This window comes from Paraburkholderia diazotrophica (assembly GCF_038900755.1).
Taxonomy (GTDB): Bacteria; Pseudomonadota; Gammaproteobacteria; order Burkholderiales; family Burkholderiaceae; genus Paraburkholderia; species Paraburkholderia diazotrophica_A.
Window position 1 is genome coordinate 26,732 of record NZ_JBBPEN010000024.1, and the last position, 14,734, is coordinate 41,465.

General features: G+C 63.1%; 15 protein-coding genes. 3 read left to right on the forward strand and 12 right to left on the reverse strand.

Going from position 1 to position 14,734, the window contains the following annotated elements:
* Nucleotides 1-2 precede the first annotated feature (2 nt).
* The 6 genes from trpC to rpe form a co-directional block, all read right to left on the reverse strand.
* Entirely contained in the window at nt 3-788 is a 786-nt protein-coding gene (gene trpC / locus AABE10_RS34675) for an indole-3-glycerol phosphate synthase TrpC (protein WP_342937590.1), read from the reverse strand.
* Between the two features lie 63 nt (nt 789-851).
* On the reverse strand, nt 852-1,880 hold the full coding sequence (gene trpD / locus AABE10_RS34680; RefSeq protein ID WP_342937591.1) for an anthranilate phosphoribosyltransferase: 1,029 nt from the start codon (nt 1,878-1,880) through the stop codon (nt 852-854).
* A gap of 23 nt (nt 1,881-1,903) precedes the next feature.
* Nucleotides 1,904-2,491 carry an aminodeoxychorismate/anthranilate synthase component II gene (locus AABE10_RS34685; protein ID WP_342937592.1) on the reverse strand — a complete coding sequence of 196 codons (588 nt, stop codon included), beginning with the start codon at nt 2,489-2,491 and terminating at the stop codon, nt 1,904-1,906.
* A gap of 12 nt (nt 2,492-2,503) precedes the next feature.
* Nucleotides 2,504-3,997 carry an anthranilate synthase component I gene (gene trpE, locus AABE10_RS34690; RefSeq protein ID WP_342937593.1) on the reverse strand — a complete coding sequence of 498 codons (1,494 nt, stop codon included), beginning with the start codon at nt 3,995-3,997 and terminating at the stop codon, nt 2,504-2,506.
* A gap of 387 nt (nt 3,998-4,384) precedes the next feature.
* A complete protein-coding gene (locus tag AABE10_RS34695) occupies nt 4,385-5,128 on the reverse strand; it encodes a phosphoglycolate phosphatase (RefSeq protein ID WP_342937594.1) in 744 nt (247 codons plus the stop codon).
* Nucleotide 5,129: 1 nt separating this feature from the next.
* Nucleotides 5,130-5,813 carry a ribulose-phosphate 3-epimerase gene (gene rpe, locus AABE10_RS34700; RefSeq protein ID WP_087732413.1) on the reverse strand — a complete coding sequence of 228 codons (684 nt, stop codon included), beginning with the start codon at nt 5,811-5,813 and terminating at the stop codon, nt 5,130-5,132.
* Nucleotides 5,814-6,121: 308 nt separating this feature from the next.
* Between rpe and apaG the strand changes: the two genes are divergently transcribed.
* Nucleotides 6,122-6,496, forward strand: a complete 375-nt coding sequence (gene apaG / locus AABE10_RS34705; protein WP_087732412.1) for a Co2+/Mg2+ efflux protein ApaG — start codon at nt 6,122-6,124, stop codon at nt 6,494-6,496.
* A 24-nt stretch (nt 6,497-6,520) separates the two neighbouring features.
* Here the strand turns inward: apaG and AABE10_RS34710 are convergent, their stop codons facing one another.
* Nucleotides 6,521-6,691, reverse strand: a complete 171-nt coding sequence (locus tag AABE10_RS34710) for a hypothetical protein (protein ID WP_342937595.1) — start codon at nt 6,689-6,691, stop codon at nt 6,521-6,523.
* On the opposite strand from AABE10_RS34710, the gene mltA reads away from it, so the two are divergent.
* A complete protein-coding gene (gene mltA, locus AABE10_RS34715; protein ID WP_342937596.1) occupies nt 6,612-7,844 on the forward strand; it encodes a murein transglycosylase A in 1,233 nt (410 codons plus the stop codon). The two genes, AABE10_RS34710 and mltA, sit on opposite strands and share 80 nt — an antisense overlap.
* A gap of 128 nt (nt 7,845-7,972) precedes the next feature.
* On the opposite strand, the gene paaK is transcribed toward mltA, so the two are convergent.
* From paaK to paaN, 5 genes are all read right to left on the reverse strand, one after another.
* Nucleotides 7,973-9,277 carry a phenylacetate--CoA ligase PaaK gene (paaK, locus tag AABE10_RS34720; RefSeq protein ID WP_342937597.1) on the reverse strand — a complete coding sequence of 435 codons (1,305 nt, stop codon included), beginning with the start codon at nt 9,275-9,277 and terminating at the stop codon, nt 7,973-7,975.
* A gap of 77 nt (nt 9,278-9,354) precedes the next feature.
* The gene (gene paaI, locus AABE10_RS34725) at nt 9,355-9,816 is read right to left on the reverse strand and encodes a hydroxyphenylacetyl-CoA thioesterase PaaI (RefSeq protein ID WP_342937598.1); all 462 of its coding nucleotides are present in this window, start codon (nt 9,814-9,816) and stop codon (nt 9,355-9,357) included.
* Between the two features lies 1 nt (nt 9,817).
* Entirely contained in the window at nt 9,818-10,609 is a 792-nt protein-coding gene (paaG, locus tag AABE10_RS34730; protein WP_342937599.1) for a 2-(1,2-epoxy-1,2-dihydrophenyl)acetyl-CoA isomerase PaaG, read from the reverse strand.
* A gap of 43 nt (nt 10,610-10,652) precedes the next feature.
* A complete protein-coding gene (pcaF, locus tag AABE10_RS34735; RefSeq protein ID WP_342937600.1) occupies nt 10,653-11,855 on the reverse strand; it encodes a 3-oxoadipyl-CoA thiolase in 1,203 nt (400 codons plus the stop codon).
* A gap of 138 nt (nt 11,856-11,993) precedes the next feature.
* The gene (paaN, locus tag AABE10_RS34740) at nt 11,994-13,685 is read right to left on the reverse strand and encodes a phenylacetic acid degradation protein PaaN (RefSeq protein ID WP_342937601.1); all 1,692 of its coding nucleotides are present in this window, start codon (nt 13,683-13,685) and stop codon (nt 11,994-11,996) included.
* A 136-nt stretch (nt 13,686-13,821) separates the two neighbouring features.
* Between paaN and AABE10_RS34745 the strand changes: the two genes are divergently transcribed.
* Nucleotides 13,822-14,598, forward strand: coding sequence for an enoyl-CoA hydratase (locus AABE10_RS34745; protein ID WP_342937602.1), 777 nt, complete (start codon nt 13,822-13,824; stop codon nt 14,596-14,598).
* The last annotated feature ends 136 nt before the right edge of the window (nt 14,599-14,734 follow it).

A 14,734-nucleotide genomic window follows, 5' to 3' on the forward strand; every position in this document is an offset into this window, starting at 1 on the left:
AGTCAGAAGAACATTCGCGCAAGTTCCGCGCCCGGCTCTTCGGCGCGCATGAACGCCTCGCCGACGAGGAACGTGTTCACGTCCATCGCGCGCATCCGCTCGACGTCGACGCGCGACAGGATGCCCGACTCGGTCACGACAATGCGGTCCTTCGGGATCATGTCGAGCAGGCCGAGCGTCGTTTCGATCGACGTTTCGAATGTGCGCAGATTGCGATTGTTCACGCCGATCAGCGGCGTCTTCAACGTGAGCGCTTCGATCAGTTCGTTCTTGTCGTGCACTTCGACGAGCACGGCTAGGCCGAGCGAATGCGCGTACGCTTCGAGGTCCTGCATCTGCGAGGTTTCGAGCGCGGCGACGATGAGCAGGATTGCGTCGGCGCCCATCGCGCGCGCTTCGAGAATCTGGTACGGATCGACGATGAAGTCCTTGCGCAGGACGGGCAGCGCGCATGCGGCGCGCGCCTCTTCCAGATACTGCGCGCTGCCCTGGAAGAACTGCGCGTCGGTGAGCACGGACAGACATGCCGCGCCATGCTTCGCGTACGAACGCGCGATGTCGGCGGGCACGAAATGCTCGCGCAGCACGCCTTTCGACGGGCTCGCTTTCTTGACCTCGGAGATCACGGCTGCGAGGCCGGTCTCATGTTTCGCGCGAATCGCACCGACGAAATCGCGCAGATCGTGCGCCGACGCTTGCAGTCGCAATTCTTCGAGCGGCGCGCTTTGCTGCGCGATGCGCACTTCTTCGCGCTTGACGTCGATGATGCGGTCCAGAATGTCGCTCATATGAATCCCGTTGCGTCGTTAAAGCCTGATTGATGCGTTGGTTAATGCGTGGCTAGTGCGTGGTCATTGCTTGAATTGCTGGGTGAAGCGGACCAGTTCGTCGACCTTCGCGCGCGCCTTGCCGCTGGCGATGGCTTCGCGGGCCTGGTGAATGCCGTCCGCGATCGATGCCACGACGTTTGCCGCGTACAGCGCGGTGCCCGCGTTCAGCGTGACGATCTCTCGTGCGACGCCCGGCTTGTTATCGAGCGCTTCGAGCAACAGCTTCTTCGATTCGTTGGCGTCCGCGACCTTCAGCGTCCGGTTCGACACCATCTGCATGCCGAAGTCCTCCGGGTGAATCTCGTACTCACGCACTTCGCCGTCGCGCAGTTCGCCGACGAGTGTCGCTGCGCCCAGCGACACTTCATCCATGCCGTCCATACCATACACGACCAGCACGTGTTTTGCGCCGAGGCGCTCCATCACGCGAACCTGAATGCCGACGAGATCCGGGTGAAACACGCCTTGCAGCTGGTTCGGCGCGCCGGCGGGGTTCGTCAGCGGACCGAGGATGTTGAAGATGGTCCGCACGCCGAGTTCGCGGCGCACGGGCGCGATGTTTTTCATTGCCGGGTGATGGTTCGGCGCGAACATGAAGCCCATGCCCGTTTCGGCAATCGACGCGGCCACCTGTTCCGGTTGCAGATCGATGTTGACGCCGAGCGCTTCGAGCACGTCGGCGCTGCCGGATTTACTCGACACGCCGCGATTGCCGTGCTTCGCGACCTTCGCGCCCGCTGCCGCCGACACGAACATCGTCGCCGTCGAGATGTTGAACGTGTGCGATCCGTCGCCGCCCGTCCCGACGATATCGACGAAGTTCGAGTTGTCCTCCACGTCGACGTGACGCGCGAACTCGCGCATCACCGTGGCGGCCGCGGTGATTTCGCCGATGGTCTCTTTTTTGACGCGCAGCCCCGTGATGATCGCGGCCGCCATCACGGGCGACATGTCGCCGCGCATGATGAGGCGCATCAGGTGCAGCATCTCGTCGTGGAAAATCTCGCGATGCTCGATCGTGCGTTGCAGCGCTTCTTGTGGCGTGATCATGGTGATGTCTCCTTGTGCGCTGCTTATGCGGTGCGAACTGCCGCCTTCGACTGCTTCACGAAGTTTTCGAGCAGTGCGTGGCCGTGTTCCGACAGGATCGATTCCGGATGGAACTGCACGCCTTCCACAGGCAGCGTCTTGTGACGCACGCCCATGATTTCGCCGTCGTCGGTCCATGCGGACACTTCGAGACAATCGGGCAGCGATTCGCGCTCGATCGCGAGCGAGTGATAGCGCGTGACGGTGAAATGCTTCGGCAGGTCTGCGAATACGCCTTTGCAATCGGTTTCGATCTGGCTCACCTTGCCGTGCATGATCGTCTTCGCGCGCACGACGCGGCCGCCGAACGCCTCGCCGATCGCCTGATGGCCGAGGCACACGCCGAGAATCGGATACTTGCCGGAGAATTCGCGCAGCACGTCGAGCGTGATGCCCGCATGTTGCGGATTGCTTGGTCCCGGCGAGAGACAAATGCGCTCGGGGTTCAATCGGGCGATTTCGTCCAGCGTGATTTCGTCGTTGCGATAGGTCCGCACGTCTTCGCCGAGTTCGCCGAAGTACTGGACCAGGTTATAGGTGAACGAATCGTAGTTGTCGATCATCAGCAGCATGGTCAGTCTCCGTCAGAAGTCGCTATCGAGGCCGTCTTGCACTTGCTCGGCGGCGCGCAGCACGGCGCGCGCCTTGTTCTCGGTCTCTTGCCATTCGGATTCGGGCACCGAGTCGGCGACGATGCCCGCCGCCGCCTGCACATACAGATTGCCGTTGGCGATCACGCCCGTGCGGATCGTGATCGCGAGGTCCATTTCGCCCGTGAACGACAGGTAGCCGACTGCGCCGCCGTAGAGGCCGCGCTTCACGGGCTCCAGTTCGTCGATCAGTTCCATCGCGCGTACCTTCGGCGCGCCGGACAGCGTGCCCGCCGGGAACGTCGCGCGCAGCACGTCGAAGTTGGTCATGCCCGGCTTCAGCGTGCCTTCGACGGAACTGACGATGTGCTGCACGTGCGAGTACTTTTCGATCACCATCTTGTCGGTCACGGCCACCGAGCCGATCTGCGCGATGCGGCCCACGTCGTTGCGCGCGAGGTCGATCAGCATCACGTGTTCGGCGATTTCCTTCGGGTCGTTCAGCAGTTCAGTCGCGAGTTCGGCGTCGCGCTCGGGCGTGTTGCCGCGCGGACGCGTGCCCGCGAGCGGACGAATCGTGACGATGCGATCCTCGTTGCGCTTTTCCTGGCGCACGAGAATTTCCGGCGACGCGCCGACCACATGAAACTCGCCGAAGTTGTAGTAATACATGTACGGCGACGGATTCAGCGAGCGCAGCGCGCGATACAGCGACAGCGGGTTGTCGCGATACGGCTTGGTCAGACGCTGGCCGACCTGCACCTGCATCAGTTCGCCGGCGGCGATGTATTCCTTCGCCTTGCGTACGGCGGCGAGATAGTCTTCCTTCTTGAACTCGCGGTAGATATCGGTGCGCACGCTCGCCGACGTGACGGGCGGCTGCACGGTCGTGCGCAGGCGCTGCTTCAGTTCGCGCAGACGCTGCTTCGCGCGCGTGTACGCTTCGGGCGTCGTCGGATCGGCGTAGATCACGAGGTACAGCTTGCCAGCGAGGTTGTCGATGACGGCGACTTCTTCCGTCAGCAGCAGCTGGATGTCGGGCAGATTCAGATCGTCGGGCGGGGCCGTGTGCGCGAGCTTTTTCTCGATGTAGCGCACGGCGTCGTAGCCGAAGTAGCCGGCGAGACCGCCCGCGAAACGCGGCAGGCCCGGACGTAGCGCCACCTTGAAACGGCTCTGGAACTGCTGGATGAATTCGAGCGGATCGCCGTCGTGCGTCTCGACGACCTTGCCGTCCTTCACCACTTCCGTCACGCCGTTGCGCGTGCGGACCAGCGTGCGCGCCGGCAGTCCGATAAACGAGTAGCGTCCGAAGCGTTCGCCGCCCACCACCGATTCCAGCAGAAACGAGTTCGCGCCGTTGCGCTCGGTTTGCGCGAGCTTCAGGTACAGCGAGAGCGGCGTTTCGAGGTCGGCCAGCGCTTCGGCGATCAGCGGGATGCGATTGAAGCCCTCGTTCGCGAGGGACTGAAATTCGAGTTCGGTCATGTTCCGATCCTGTTCGTGCGTCCGGCCGCGGCGGGCGTCGGACAAAGCGGGGCTGCGTTACCGGTCGAATGTGCTCGTCACAGGTGATGAAACCGGCGCGCGCTTTCCCGACGACGCTTGCACGGCTTCACAGCACGACGATAGTACGCAAGGTACGCGACGGCTAGCTGAAACGCGGTACAGCGAAGTTAAGCCGGTCGATTGACGATCGCGGCGGTTCGGGAAAAGCGCGTGAGCGCAGCGAAGTAAAAAACGGGTGCCGAAGACGAGCTTCAGCGTACCTCAGGCGAGGTATCAGCGCGACCAGCGACGCCAGGGCCAGGCTCCCCGGTCGATCGTGCTCAGACTCCGTTTTTTATTCAGAAACATGAGGAAGACTTGGTTAAGTCAGGGATTAGATGCTGCTGCCGATTGTACTGCATTGTGCGCTGCGATCGCCTTGGCGGCGCCCAACAGCGACGCAACTATACCATCGGATTTTATGGTTTGAACAGATTCGCCGTGATTGTAGCCGTATGGGACGGTCAGCGTCGCCATGCCGGCTGCGCGGCCCGCAAACGCATCGTTCTGCGAATCGCCGATCGCGACGGCCGCCTTCGGCTCGACGTCCAGCGCTTCGCAGGCGGTGAGCATCGGCAGCGGATCGGGTTTTTTCGCCGCCACGCTGTCGCCGCCCAGCACGACGCCGAAGTAGCGCAGCAGACCATATCGTTCGAGCAGCTGCGTCGCGAAGCGATGCGGCTTGTTGGTCACGCACGCGAGCTTGAGCCCCGCGTCGCGCAACGCGATCAGGCCCGCCTCGACATCGGGATAGAGCCGCGTATGCAGACCGTTGATCTTCGCGTACTCCTCCTGATAGATCGCGAGCGCCTCGTCGAATCGCGACTGCGCCAGTTCGGTCTCGAAGCGCGGCGCGAGCACGCTGCGGATCAGATGCTCGGAGCCCTTGCCGACATAGTCGATCACTTCTTCGCGCGTGGTTTCTTCCGCGTCGAGTTGCGCGAGCATGCCATTCAGCGATGCCGTGAAGTCGTCGGCCGTATCGACCATCGTGCCGTCGAGGTCGACGATGGCCGCTTGCAGCTTGCCGGCCGGAAAGGCGGGAGCGGGGTAACGGGACGTCGCCTCCATCTCAGCGCCCGACGGAAGCCAGCGCGCCGCGCATCTGGTCGATCACCGACTTGTAATCGGGCTTGCCGAAGATCGCCGAGCCGGCGACGAACGTGTCCGCGCCAGCGGCCGCGATTTCCGCGATGTTGTCGACTTTCACGCCGCCGTCCACCTCGAGATGAATCTCGCGGCCGGTCTTTTCCTTGTAGGCGTCGATGCGCGCGCGCGCTTCGCGCAGCTTGTTCAGCGCCTCGGGAATGAATGACTGTCCGCCGAAGCCCGGATTCACCGACATGATCAGCACCAGGTCCAGCTTGTCCATCACGTGATCGATGTAATTCAGCGGCGTGGCGGGATTGAACACGAGTCCGGCCTTGCAGCCATGATCGCGAATCAACGACAGCGTGCGGTCGATGTGATCCGAGCCTTCCGGATGAAAGCTGATCACGTTCGCGCCGGCCTTCGCGAAATCGGGCACGATGCGGTCGACGGGGCGCACCATCAGATGCACGTCGATGGGCACCTGCACGTGCGGGCGGATCGCTTCGCACACGAGCGGGCCGATCGTCAGGTTCGGTACGTAGTGGTTGTCCATCACGTCGAAGTGGATCCAGTCGGCGCCAGCGGCGACGACGTTGCGGACTTCTTCCCCGAGCCGCGCGAAGTCGGCGGACAGGATGCTGGGAGCGATGCGGAATTGGGTCATGGCTGTGGGGAGGGCGGGAGACGGAAAGCCGTTATTTTAGCGCCGTCATGCGCGCTGCGGCCGTGAGCGAGACGCGTCATCCGGATGGCTGGCCGTGCCGCTCGACGGCCTGTCAGTGCCCTGTCCCGGTCTTGTCCCGGTCTCGTCCATTCGGCCGACGCGGTTGCGAGCGTGCGCGGCATGAAGCAGAATGCCAAACCATGTCATTGCCTCTGCGGGCGCGCCGCGATCAGCGCGCGAGCCGCCTGCAGACGGTCTCGCGCGGTCGATAGCCCGCGTTGCTCACCATCGGAATCAGGCGAATCAGCATGAGCCAGTACGAATTTAGCGTTTCCTCCCAAGTCCGATATATCTCCGAAGAGTCGGACCCGGAGCATCGAAAGTACGCGTTCGCCTATACGCTGAGCATTCGCAACACCGGCCAGGTAACGGCGCAATTGATCGCGCGCCACTGGATCATCACGGATAGCGAAAATCGCGTTCAGGAAGTGAAAGGGCTGGGCGTCGTCGGGCATCAGCCGCTGCTGAAGCCCGGCGAGCAGTTCGAATACACGAGCTATGCGGTGATCGCGACGCCCGTCGGCACCATGCGCGGGGAGTATTTCTGCGTTGCCGAGGATGGCGAGCGCTGGGAAGCGCCCGTGCCGGAATTCGTTTTGCGCATGCCGCGCACGCTGCATTGAACGGAAAGTACCGCGCGCGTTGGGTCAGCGACGCGGTTGCTGCTGCGGCGGGACCGGTTTCGCGTCCTGCTTCTGGCGTGCGGCTTTCTTCTTGCCGGACGCCGTCCACACAACGATGAAAATCAGCAGGAAGAGCGCGAGGAGCGACTCCAGCGCGAAGATGAGCATCGGGTATTCGTCGAACAGATCAGACATGGCAGTTTCCATCAAGAACAATCATTGTATGCGCTTTGCCCGCCGGGCCGCCGCCTGGGCGGGGGCACTGTCGGTGGCGGTATTGCTCGCGTCGTGCGGGGGAGGCGGCGCGTTGCGGCCGTCCGTTTCGCCGCCGACGGGCGCGGCGATCATTCCCGGCCAGATGTCCGCCCAGCGACTGACGGCCGTTGCGTGGCGACAGGTGCCGGGCTGGCAGGACGATTCGCTGATCGGCGCGGCGGCGGCGCTGCGGCAGAACTGCGTGCGCCTCGCGAGCCAGCCGACGTGGCGGCGCGCATGCGCGGCGGCGTTGCTGCTGGACGACCTCGACGTTTCCAGCGCGCGCACCTTCTTCGAAACCTACTTCACGCCGTTTCAGTTCGCCAATACCGACGGGACGCTGGACGGCCTCGTGACAGGCTACTACGAGCCGTTGCTGCGCGGCTCGCGCGTGCGTCATGGCGTGTATCAGACTGCCTTGTACCATTGGCCTTCTGCGTATCGTCCGGGCGCTCCTCTGCCGGCGCGCGCGCAACTCGAGCGCTCGGGCGTGCTGAACGGCAACGAGCTGGTCTGGGTGGACGACCCCATCGAGGCATTCTTTCTACAGGTTCAGGGCTCCGGACGCATCGTGATGGAAGACGGCAGCGTGATGCGCGTCGGCTTCGGCGGGACGAACAACCAGCCGTACAAGTCGATTGGCAGATGGCTGCTTGACCAACGCGAACTCACGCCCGCACAGGCGACGATGCAAGGCATCAAGGGCTGGGCTCGAGCGAACCCGACGCGTGTCGATGCGTTGCTCGATACGAACCCGCGCTTCGTGTTCTTCCGCGAGATGCCGTCGAACGAGCCGATGCCGTCGGGCGGCGCCGATGGTCCGATCGGCGCGTTGGGCGTGCCGCTGACGCCCGAGCGGTCGATCGCCGTCGATCCTTCGTCGATTCCGCTCGGCACGCCAGTGTTCCTGCAGACCACGCGTCCGATGACCAATGCGCCGATGAATCGCCTGGTGTTCGCGCAGGATACGGGCACGGCGATCAAGGGCGGCGTGCGCGCAGACTACTTCTGGGGCCTCGGCGATGAAGCCGGCGATCTGGCGGGGAAAATGAAACAGGCTGGACGGATGTGGCTGCTGCTGCCTAATTCGTAAGCGCTGTTCTTCGCTTGAGCTTCGGTTTCGCTCTTGATGCTCTTGTCGATGAACGGCCCGACGGCGGCTCATATGGCTGCCGTCGGGCTTTGCTTATGCGCTCTGCTTCCGCACGCTAACGTCGATGGTCAGGCATTCGCTTTGCGCTTGTCCACCACGCGACGCGCCTTGCCCACTGAGCGCTCGATGCCGTTGACAGCCAGTACGACGACATTCGCGGTGACGCCGATCATCGCCTTGATGTCGTACGCGAGCGCCTGTTTCGCGGCGCTCAGCGCGGCCGTATCCGGTGCAGTCTCCGGACACGGTTCGACGTTCAGCGTCATCACGTCGAGCGGGCCTTCCTTGGTCAGCACGATCTGATAATGCGGCGCCAGCGCGCGCTGCTTCAGCAGGAGTTCTTCGATCTGCGTTGGGAACACATTGACGCCGCGGATGATCATCATGTCGTCCGAGCGGCCCGTGATCTTTTCCATTCGACGCATCGTGCGCGCGGTGCCTGGCAGCAGACGCGTGAGATCACGAGTGCGATAACGGATGATGGGCAGTGCTTCCTTCGTCAGCGACGTGAACACGAGTTCGCCGAGTTCGCCGTCCGGCAGCACTTCGCCGGTCTCGGGATTGATGATCTCCGGATAGAAGTGGTCTTCCCAGATCGTCGGACCGTCTTTGGTCTCGACGCATTCCGACGCCACGCCCGGCCCCATCACTTCGGACAGACCGTAGATGTCCACTGCGTCGATACCCATCCGCTCTTCGATCGCGAGGCGCATGTCGTTGGTCCATGGTTCCGCGCCGAAGATGCCGATGCGCAGCGAGCATTCCCTGGGATCGACGCCCTGGCGCTCCAGTTCGTCGGCGATCGACAGCATGTAGCTCGGCGTCACCATGATGATGTCGGGGCGGAAATCCTGGATCAGTTGCACCTGCTTCTCGGTTTGCCCGCCGCCGAACGGAATCACCGTCAGGCCAGCACGCTCGGCGCCATAGTGCGCGCCGAGGCCGCCCGTGAAGAGGCCGTAGCCGTAGCTCACATGTACCTTGTCGCCGCGCCGCGCGCCCGCCGCACGAATCGAGCGCGCGACGAGATTGGCCCAGTTGTCGATGTCGCGCGCCGTATAGCCGACGACGGTCGGCTTGCCCGTCGTACCCGACGACGCGTGAATTCGCGAGACCTGCTCCTGTGGCACGGCGAAGAGACCGAACGGATAGTTGTCGCGCAGATCCTTCTTCGTGGTGAACGGGAAACGCGACAGGTCGGAAAGCGACTTCAGCTCTGACGGATGTACGCCTGCTTCATCGAACTTACGACGATAGACGGGCGAATTTTCATACGCATGCGTGAGCGACCATTTCAGCCGTTCGAGCTGGAGCGCAGCGAGCTCGTCGCGGCTCGCCTTTTCGATCGGATCGAGCGGGAGCGGGGTAGTCATCGGGTGTCTCCTTTCTTTCAGAACAGGTTGCCGCGCGAGAGGCGGAGCAGTGATTTGTGGCGCGATCGGGCGCCCCGTCAGTTGTCGATGGGAATCACCGTGCCTTTGATCTGCGCGGACTTGCCGCGAAACATCGCAACGGTCTCGTTTGCTCGATTCGTGACCCGAATGTCGTAGATGCCGCTGCGGCCGCTCAATGTCTGCTCGACCGCTTCCGCAGTGAGGATGTCGCCCCCTTGCACCGGCCGCAGAAACTCGATCGAGCAGCCCGCGGCGACGGTGCTGATGTTGTACGAGTTGCAGGCGAAGGCGAAGGCCGTATCGGCGAGCGTGAACATCAGTCCGCCGTGACAGATCTGATGCCCGTTCAAGAACTCGGGCCGCACGCTCATGCGCATACGCGCGAAGCCTGCGCGTACCTCGACAATTTCGATGCCGAGCGCCTGGCTGCAGGCGTCTTTGGCGTACATGGCGTCGGCGGTTGCGCGGGCGAGTTCGTCGGATGTCATCGTGTTGCTCAGGTCAGGTTGCGTGGACATGTCAGCGGCCCTCGAAGCGCGGCGCGCGTTTTTCGATGAACGCACGGACGCCTTCTTCATAGTCATGCGATGCGCCTAGTTCGCGCTGCATGTCGCGTTCGAGATCGAGTTGCTGGTCGAGTGATTGGGTCGCGCTTGCCCGCATGGCCTGCTTGATCGCCGCGATGGCACGCGTCGGCTGCTGCGCGAGTTGCGCCGCCAATGTGGCTGCTGTGGCTTGCAAGTCGGCATCGTCGACGGCTTGCCAGATGAGGCCCCAGCTTTCCGCCTTTTCCGCGCTGAGCTTGTCGCCCGTGATCGCGAGACCCAACGCGCGCGCCATGCCGACCCGTTGCGGCAGGAACCACGTGCCTCCGGAATCGGGCACCAGGCCAATTTTCACGAATGCCTGAATGAAGTTCGCCGAGCGCGCGGCCAGCACGAGGTCGCATGCCAACGCGAGATTCGCGCCGGCTCCTGCCGCGGTGCCGTTGACGGCTGCGATCACCGGCAGCGGAAGGGCTTGCAGGCGGCGGATCAACGGATTGAAGTGCTGGTCGATCAGGTCGCCCAAATCGGTCATTGCGCCGGGCGTGAAATCGAGATCGGCGAGATCCTGGCCGGCGCAGAACCCGCGGCCCGCCCCCGTCAGCACGAGCGCGCGGGCGCCTGACGCTTCGGCTTCGTCCAGCGCCGCGCTCAGTTCCTGATGCATCGCGCGCGTGAAGCTGTTCAGCTTGTCGGGACGGTTCAGCGTCACAGTTGCGACGCGCGTGGCCGCGTCGATGTCTACGCGGATCGCTTCATATGGCATCGGTTGTCTCCTCGTCTCCATACGGAATTCAGTGTCGCGCCGTTCAGACGCGCTCGATGGCGAGCGCGATGCCCTGGCCGACGCCAATGCACATCGTGCACAGAGCAAAACGTCCATTGATGCGCTCAAGCTGATACAGCGCCGTCGTGATCAGACGCGCACCCGACGCGCCGAGCGGATGGCCAAGCGCAATGGCGCCGCCGTTCGGATTCACTCGCGGGTCGTCGTCGCGCACGCCGAGTTGACGCAGAACGGCAAGACCTTGCGATGCGAACGCCTCATTGAGTTCGATGACGTCGAACTGGTCGAGCGTCATGTCGAGCTGCTTCAGGAGTTTTTGCGTGGCGGGCGCGGGGCCGATGCCCATGATGCGCGGCTCGACGCCGGCCGTCGCCATGCCGAGCACGCGGGCGCGGCGGCGCAGGCCATATTGGTCTGCGGCGGCCTGATTGGCGAGCAGTAGCGCGCACGCGCCGTCGTTGACGCCCGATGCGTTGCCCGCCGTTACCGATCCATCCGGGCGCATGACGCCCTTCAGCTTGCCGAGCGCTTCGAGCGATGTTTCGCGCGGGTGCTCGTCGAGTGTCACGCGAACCGGCTCGCCCTTTTTCTGCGGGATCTCGACGGCGACGATTTCCTGCGCGAGCGTACCGTCGCGTTGCGCGCGGGCGGCCTTCTGCTGGCTGCGCAACGCGAACGCGTCCTGATCGGCGCGACTCACGTTGAAGTCGACGGCGACGTTTTCTGCTGTTTCGGGCATTGAGTCGACGCCGTAATCGCGCTTCATCTGGGCATTGACGAAGCGCCAGCCAATCGTCGTGTCATAGATTTCGGATTGCCGCGAAAACGCGGACGTTGCCTTGCCCATCACGAACGGCGCGCGTGTCATGCTTTCCACGCCGCCTGCGATCATCAATTTCGCTTCGCCGGCTTTGATGGCGCGGGCTGCCGTACCGACTGCGTCCATGCCCGATCCGCACAGACGGTTGATCGTCGCGCCGGGCGCATCCGTCGGCAGTCCTGCGAGCAGCGCTGACATGCGCGCGACATTGCGGTTATCTTCGCCCGCCTGATTCGCGCAGCCGTAGATCACGTCGTCGAGCGCGCGCCAGTCCACGCCCGGGTTTCGTTCGATCAGCGCCTTGATCGGAACGGCGCCGAGGTCGTCGGCGCGGACATCTTTCAGGGCGCCGCCATAGCGGCCGAAGGGAGTGCGGATAGCGTCACAGATAAAGGCGTCAGTCATGTCTGAGTTCCTGCGAAGAGGGGCCGGCGCGGACACCGGCCCATGGACTGCATGTTAGAGCGACGTTTGGCGCGCGATCAGTCGGCCGTACGTCATAGGCCAAAACGTCGGTCGAACGTCCTATATCGTTCGGTCGACTTACGCCGGAACAGCCTTCGGTTCAACATGAACCCGGCTTTGAACGACGCGGAAGCGATTCGCCACGAAGGCTGCGTCGGCGAGCGCGGCGTTGGCGGCCGGGTTGGCGCCCGTGCCGTGGAAGTCCGAGAACGCTGCCGACTGATTGACGAACACGCCGCCCGTCAGGTTGATGGACAGCGCAACGCCGCCGCGAATCGACGCTTCCTCGGCCGCTTCGACCACCTTGTCGTCGGTGCTGTAGACAGAAAGAGTCAGCGCGCCGTGCTCGGCGGCGATACGGCCGGCCAGTTCGAGCGACTGTTCCGTCGAGTCAGTCGCGATCACGAAGGAGATCGGGCCGAACCATTCGCGTGTGAACTGAGCTTCGTCTTTCGCGGCATCGAGTTGCAGAACCAGCGGGGTGCGCACGCGGGCGCCTGCGAACGCCGGGTGGTCGAGTGACTGGCTGTCGGCGAGAACACGCCCGAGCTTGCACGCTTCGTCGATGCGTTGAATCACGCTTTCGTTCTGGATCGCGCCGAGCAGTTCGACGGCGCGGGCAGGATCGGAGCAGAGTTTCTGGACAGCGCCGGCAATTGCCTCGGCGACGGCATCGAAAGTGACGGTGCCTTCGGCGGTGCGAATGCCGTCGCGCGGCACGTAGATGTTTTGCGGAGCCGTGCACATCTGGCCCGAGTACAGGGCCAGCGAAAAGGCGATGTTGCGCGCGACCGATTTGAGGTCGTCGGCGGAGTCGATCACGATCTGATTGACGCCGGCCTTTTCGGTGAACACCTGTGCCTGGTGCGCGTTGCGCTCCAGCCAGGTACCGTTTTGCGTGCTGCCCGTGAAGTCGATCAGCTTGATTTCCGGACGGCGCGCGAGGTTCTGGACGAGTTCTCCGTCGTTTGGATCGGTCGCGAGCAAGGTCACGACATTCGGATCGAAGCCGGCTTCACGCAGCACGTCACGGGCGATGCGCACGGTGATCGCGAGCGGAAGGATCGCGCCCGGATGCGGCTTGACGATGACAGTGTTGCCGGTCGCAAGGTCGGCGAAGAGGCCGGGGTAGCCGTTCCACGTCGGGAACGTGCAGCATCCGAGCACGAGGGCCGTCCCGCGCGGCACGATGTTAAAGCGCTTTTGCATCGTGAGCGGCGGGTTCTTGCCTTGCGGTTTTTCCCAGTGAGCATTGGCAGGAATGCGACGCAGCTGGTCCCACGCGTAGGCGATGGCTTCGAGTGCGCGGTCCTGGGCGTGTGGACCACCCGCCTGGAACGCCATCATGAAAGCCTGGCCGGTCGTGTGCATCACGCTATAGCCGATCTCGAAGCTCGAGCGATTGATACGCGCGAGGATTTCGAGGCTCACGCCGATCCACGCTTTCGGACCGGCTTCGCGCCATTTGCGTTGTGCCTGGGCGGCAGCGGCAATCAGCGCATCCGGCTCTGATTTCGGGTAGCGGATGCCAAGCGGAAAACCGAACGGCGATTGTTCTGCACCAGCGGTCTCGCTCGTACTCGGCTGGTCGAGTTCGAACGTCTTGTTCAGATGTGCGTTGAATGCCGCTTCGCCGTCCGCGTTCGCGGTTTCCCCGTACACTTTGGGACTCGGCACTTCCGGAAACGGACTCCAGTAGCCGCGGGTCTCGATGGCGGTAAGCGCTTTCTGCAGCGTGTCTTCGTGCTTCGTAAATAGCGGATGGGTCATAGCGGGCGAGGTGCTCATTGAACGTTAGAGGAAACCTTGTCGATTCATTGACCGACCGGTTGGTTGGTGAATGTTAGCATTATTAGGATGCAGCGCGAGCCCCTCGCGTCTGCAGGTAAACACTTAGGAGGAGTGCATGGCTTTCGAGAACATTCTGGTTGAGACACGTGGCCGCGTAGGTCTTATTACGTTGAACCGTCCGAAAGCGCTCAACGCGCTTAACGACGCTCTGATGGATGAGTTGGGTGAAGCGCTGCGCACGTTCGACTCGGACGAAGGTATTGGCGCCATCGTCATCACCGGGAGTGAAAAGGCGTTTGCGGCGGGTGCGGACATCGGCATGATGTCGACGTATTCCTATATGGACGTCTACAAGGGCAACTACATCACGCGAAACTGGGAAGCCGTCCGATCGATTCGGAAGCCGATCATCGCAGCAGTGGCCGGATTTGCTTTGGGTGGTGGCTGTGAGCTCGCGATGACGTGCGACATCGTCTTTGCAGCCGACACGGCAAAGTTCGGTCAGCCGGAAATCAAGCTGGGGATCATGCCCGGGGCGGGCGGCACTCAGCGACTGCCGCGCGCAGTATCGAAGGCGAAGGCGATGGATATGTGCCTTACGGCCCGGTTTATGGATGCCGCTGAAGCCGAGCGCGCGGGGTTGGTGTCGCGTGTGATTCCCCCAGCGACGTTGATCGATGAGGCCATTGCGGCGGCAGCGACGATCGCCGAGTTTCCGATGCCAGCGGTGATGATGGTGAAGGAGTCCATCAACCGCGCTTACGAAACAACGTTGGCCGAGGGTGTGCATTTCGAGCGCCGGCTGTTCCACTCGTTGTTCGCAACCGAGGATCAGAAGGAAGGGATGGCTGCGTTCGTCGAGAAGCGCAAACCCGTCTTCAAACATCGTTGATGACGATGATCGAAAAACCGCTTGCAACGGCGGAGGCGAGCGCCTAGAATCTCGCTCTTTCGCGCGGCGGACGCCGCGGCGCGAGGGAAGCGGGAAAGGCGGGAGGGCCGGCAGTGATGCGGTTGTCCGGCGATGT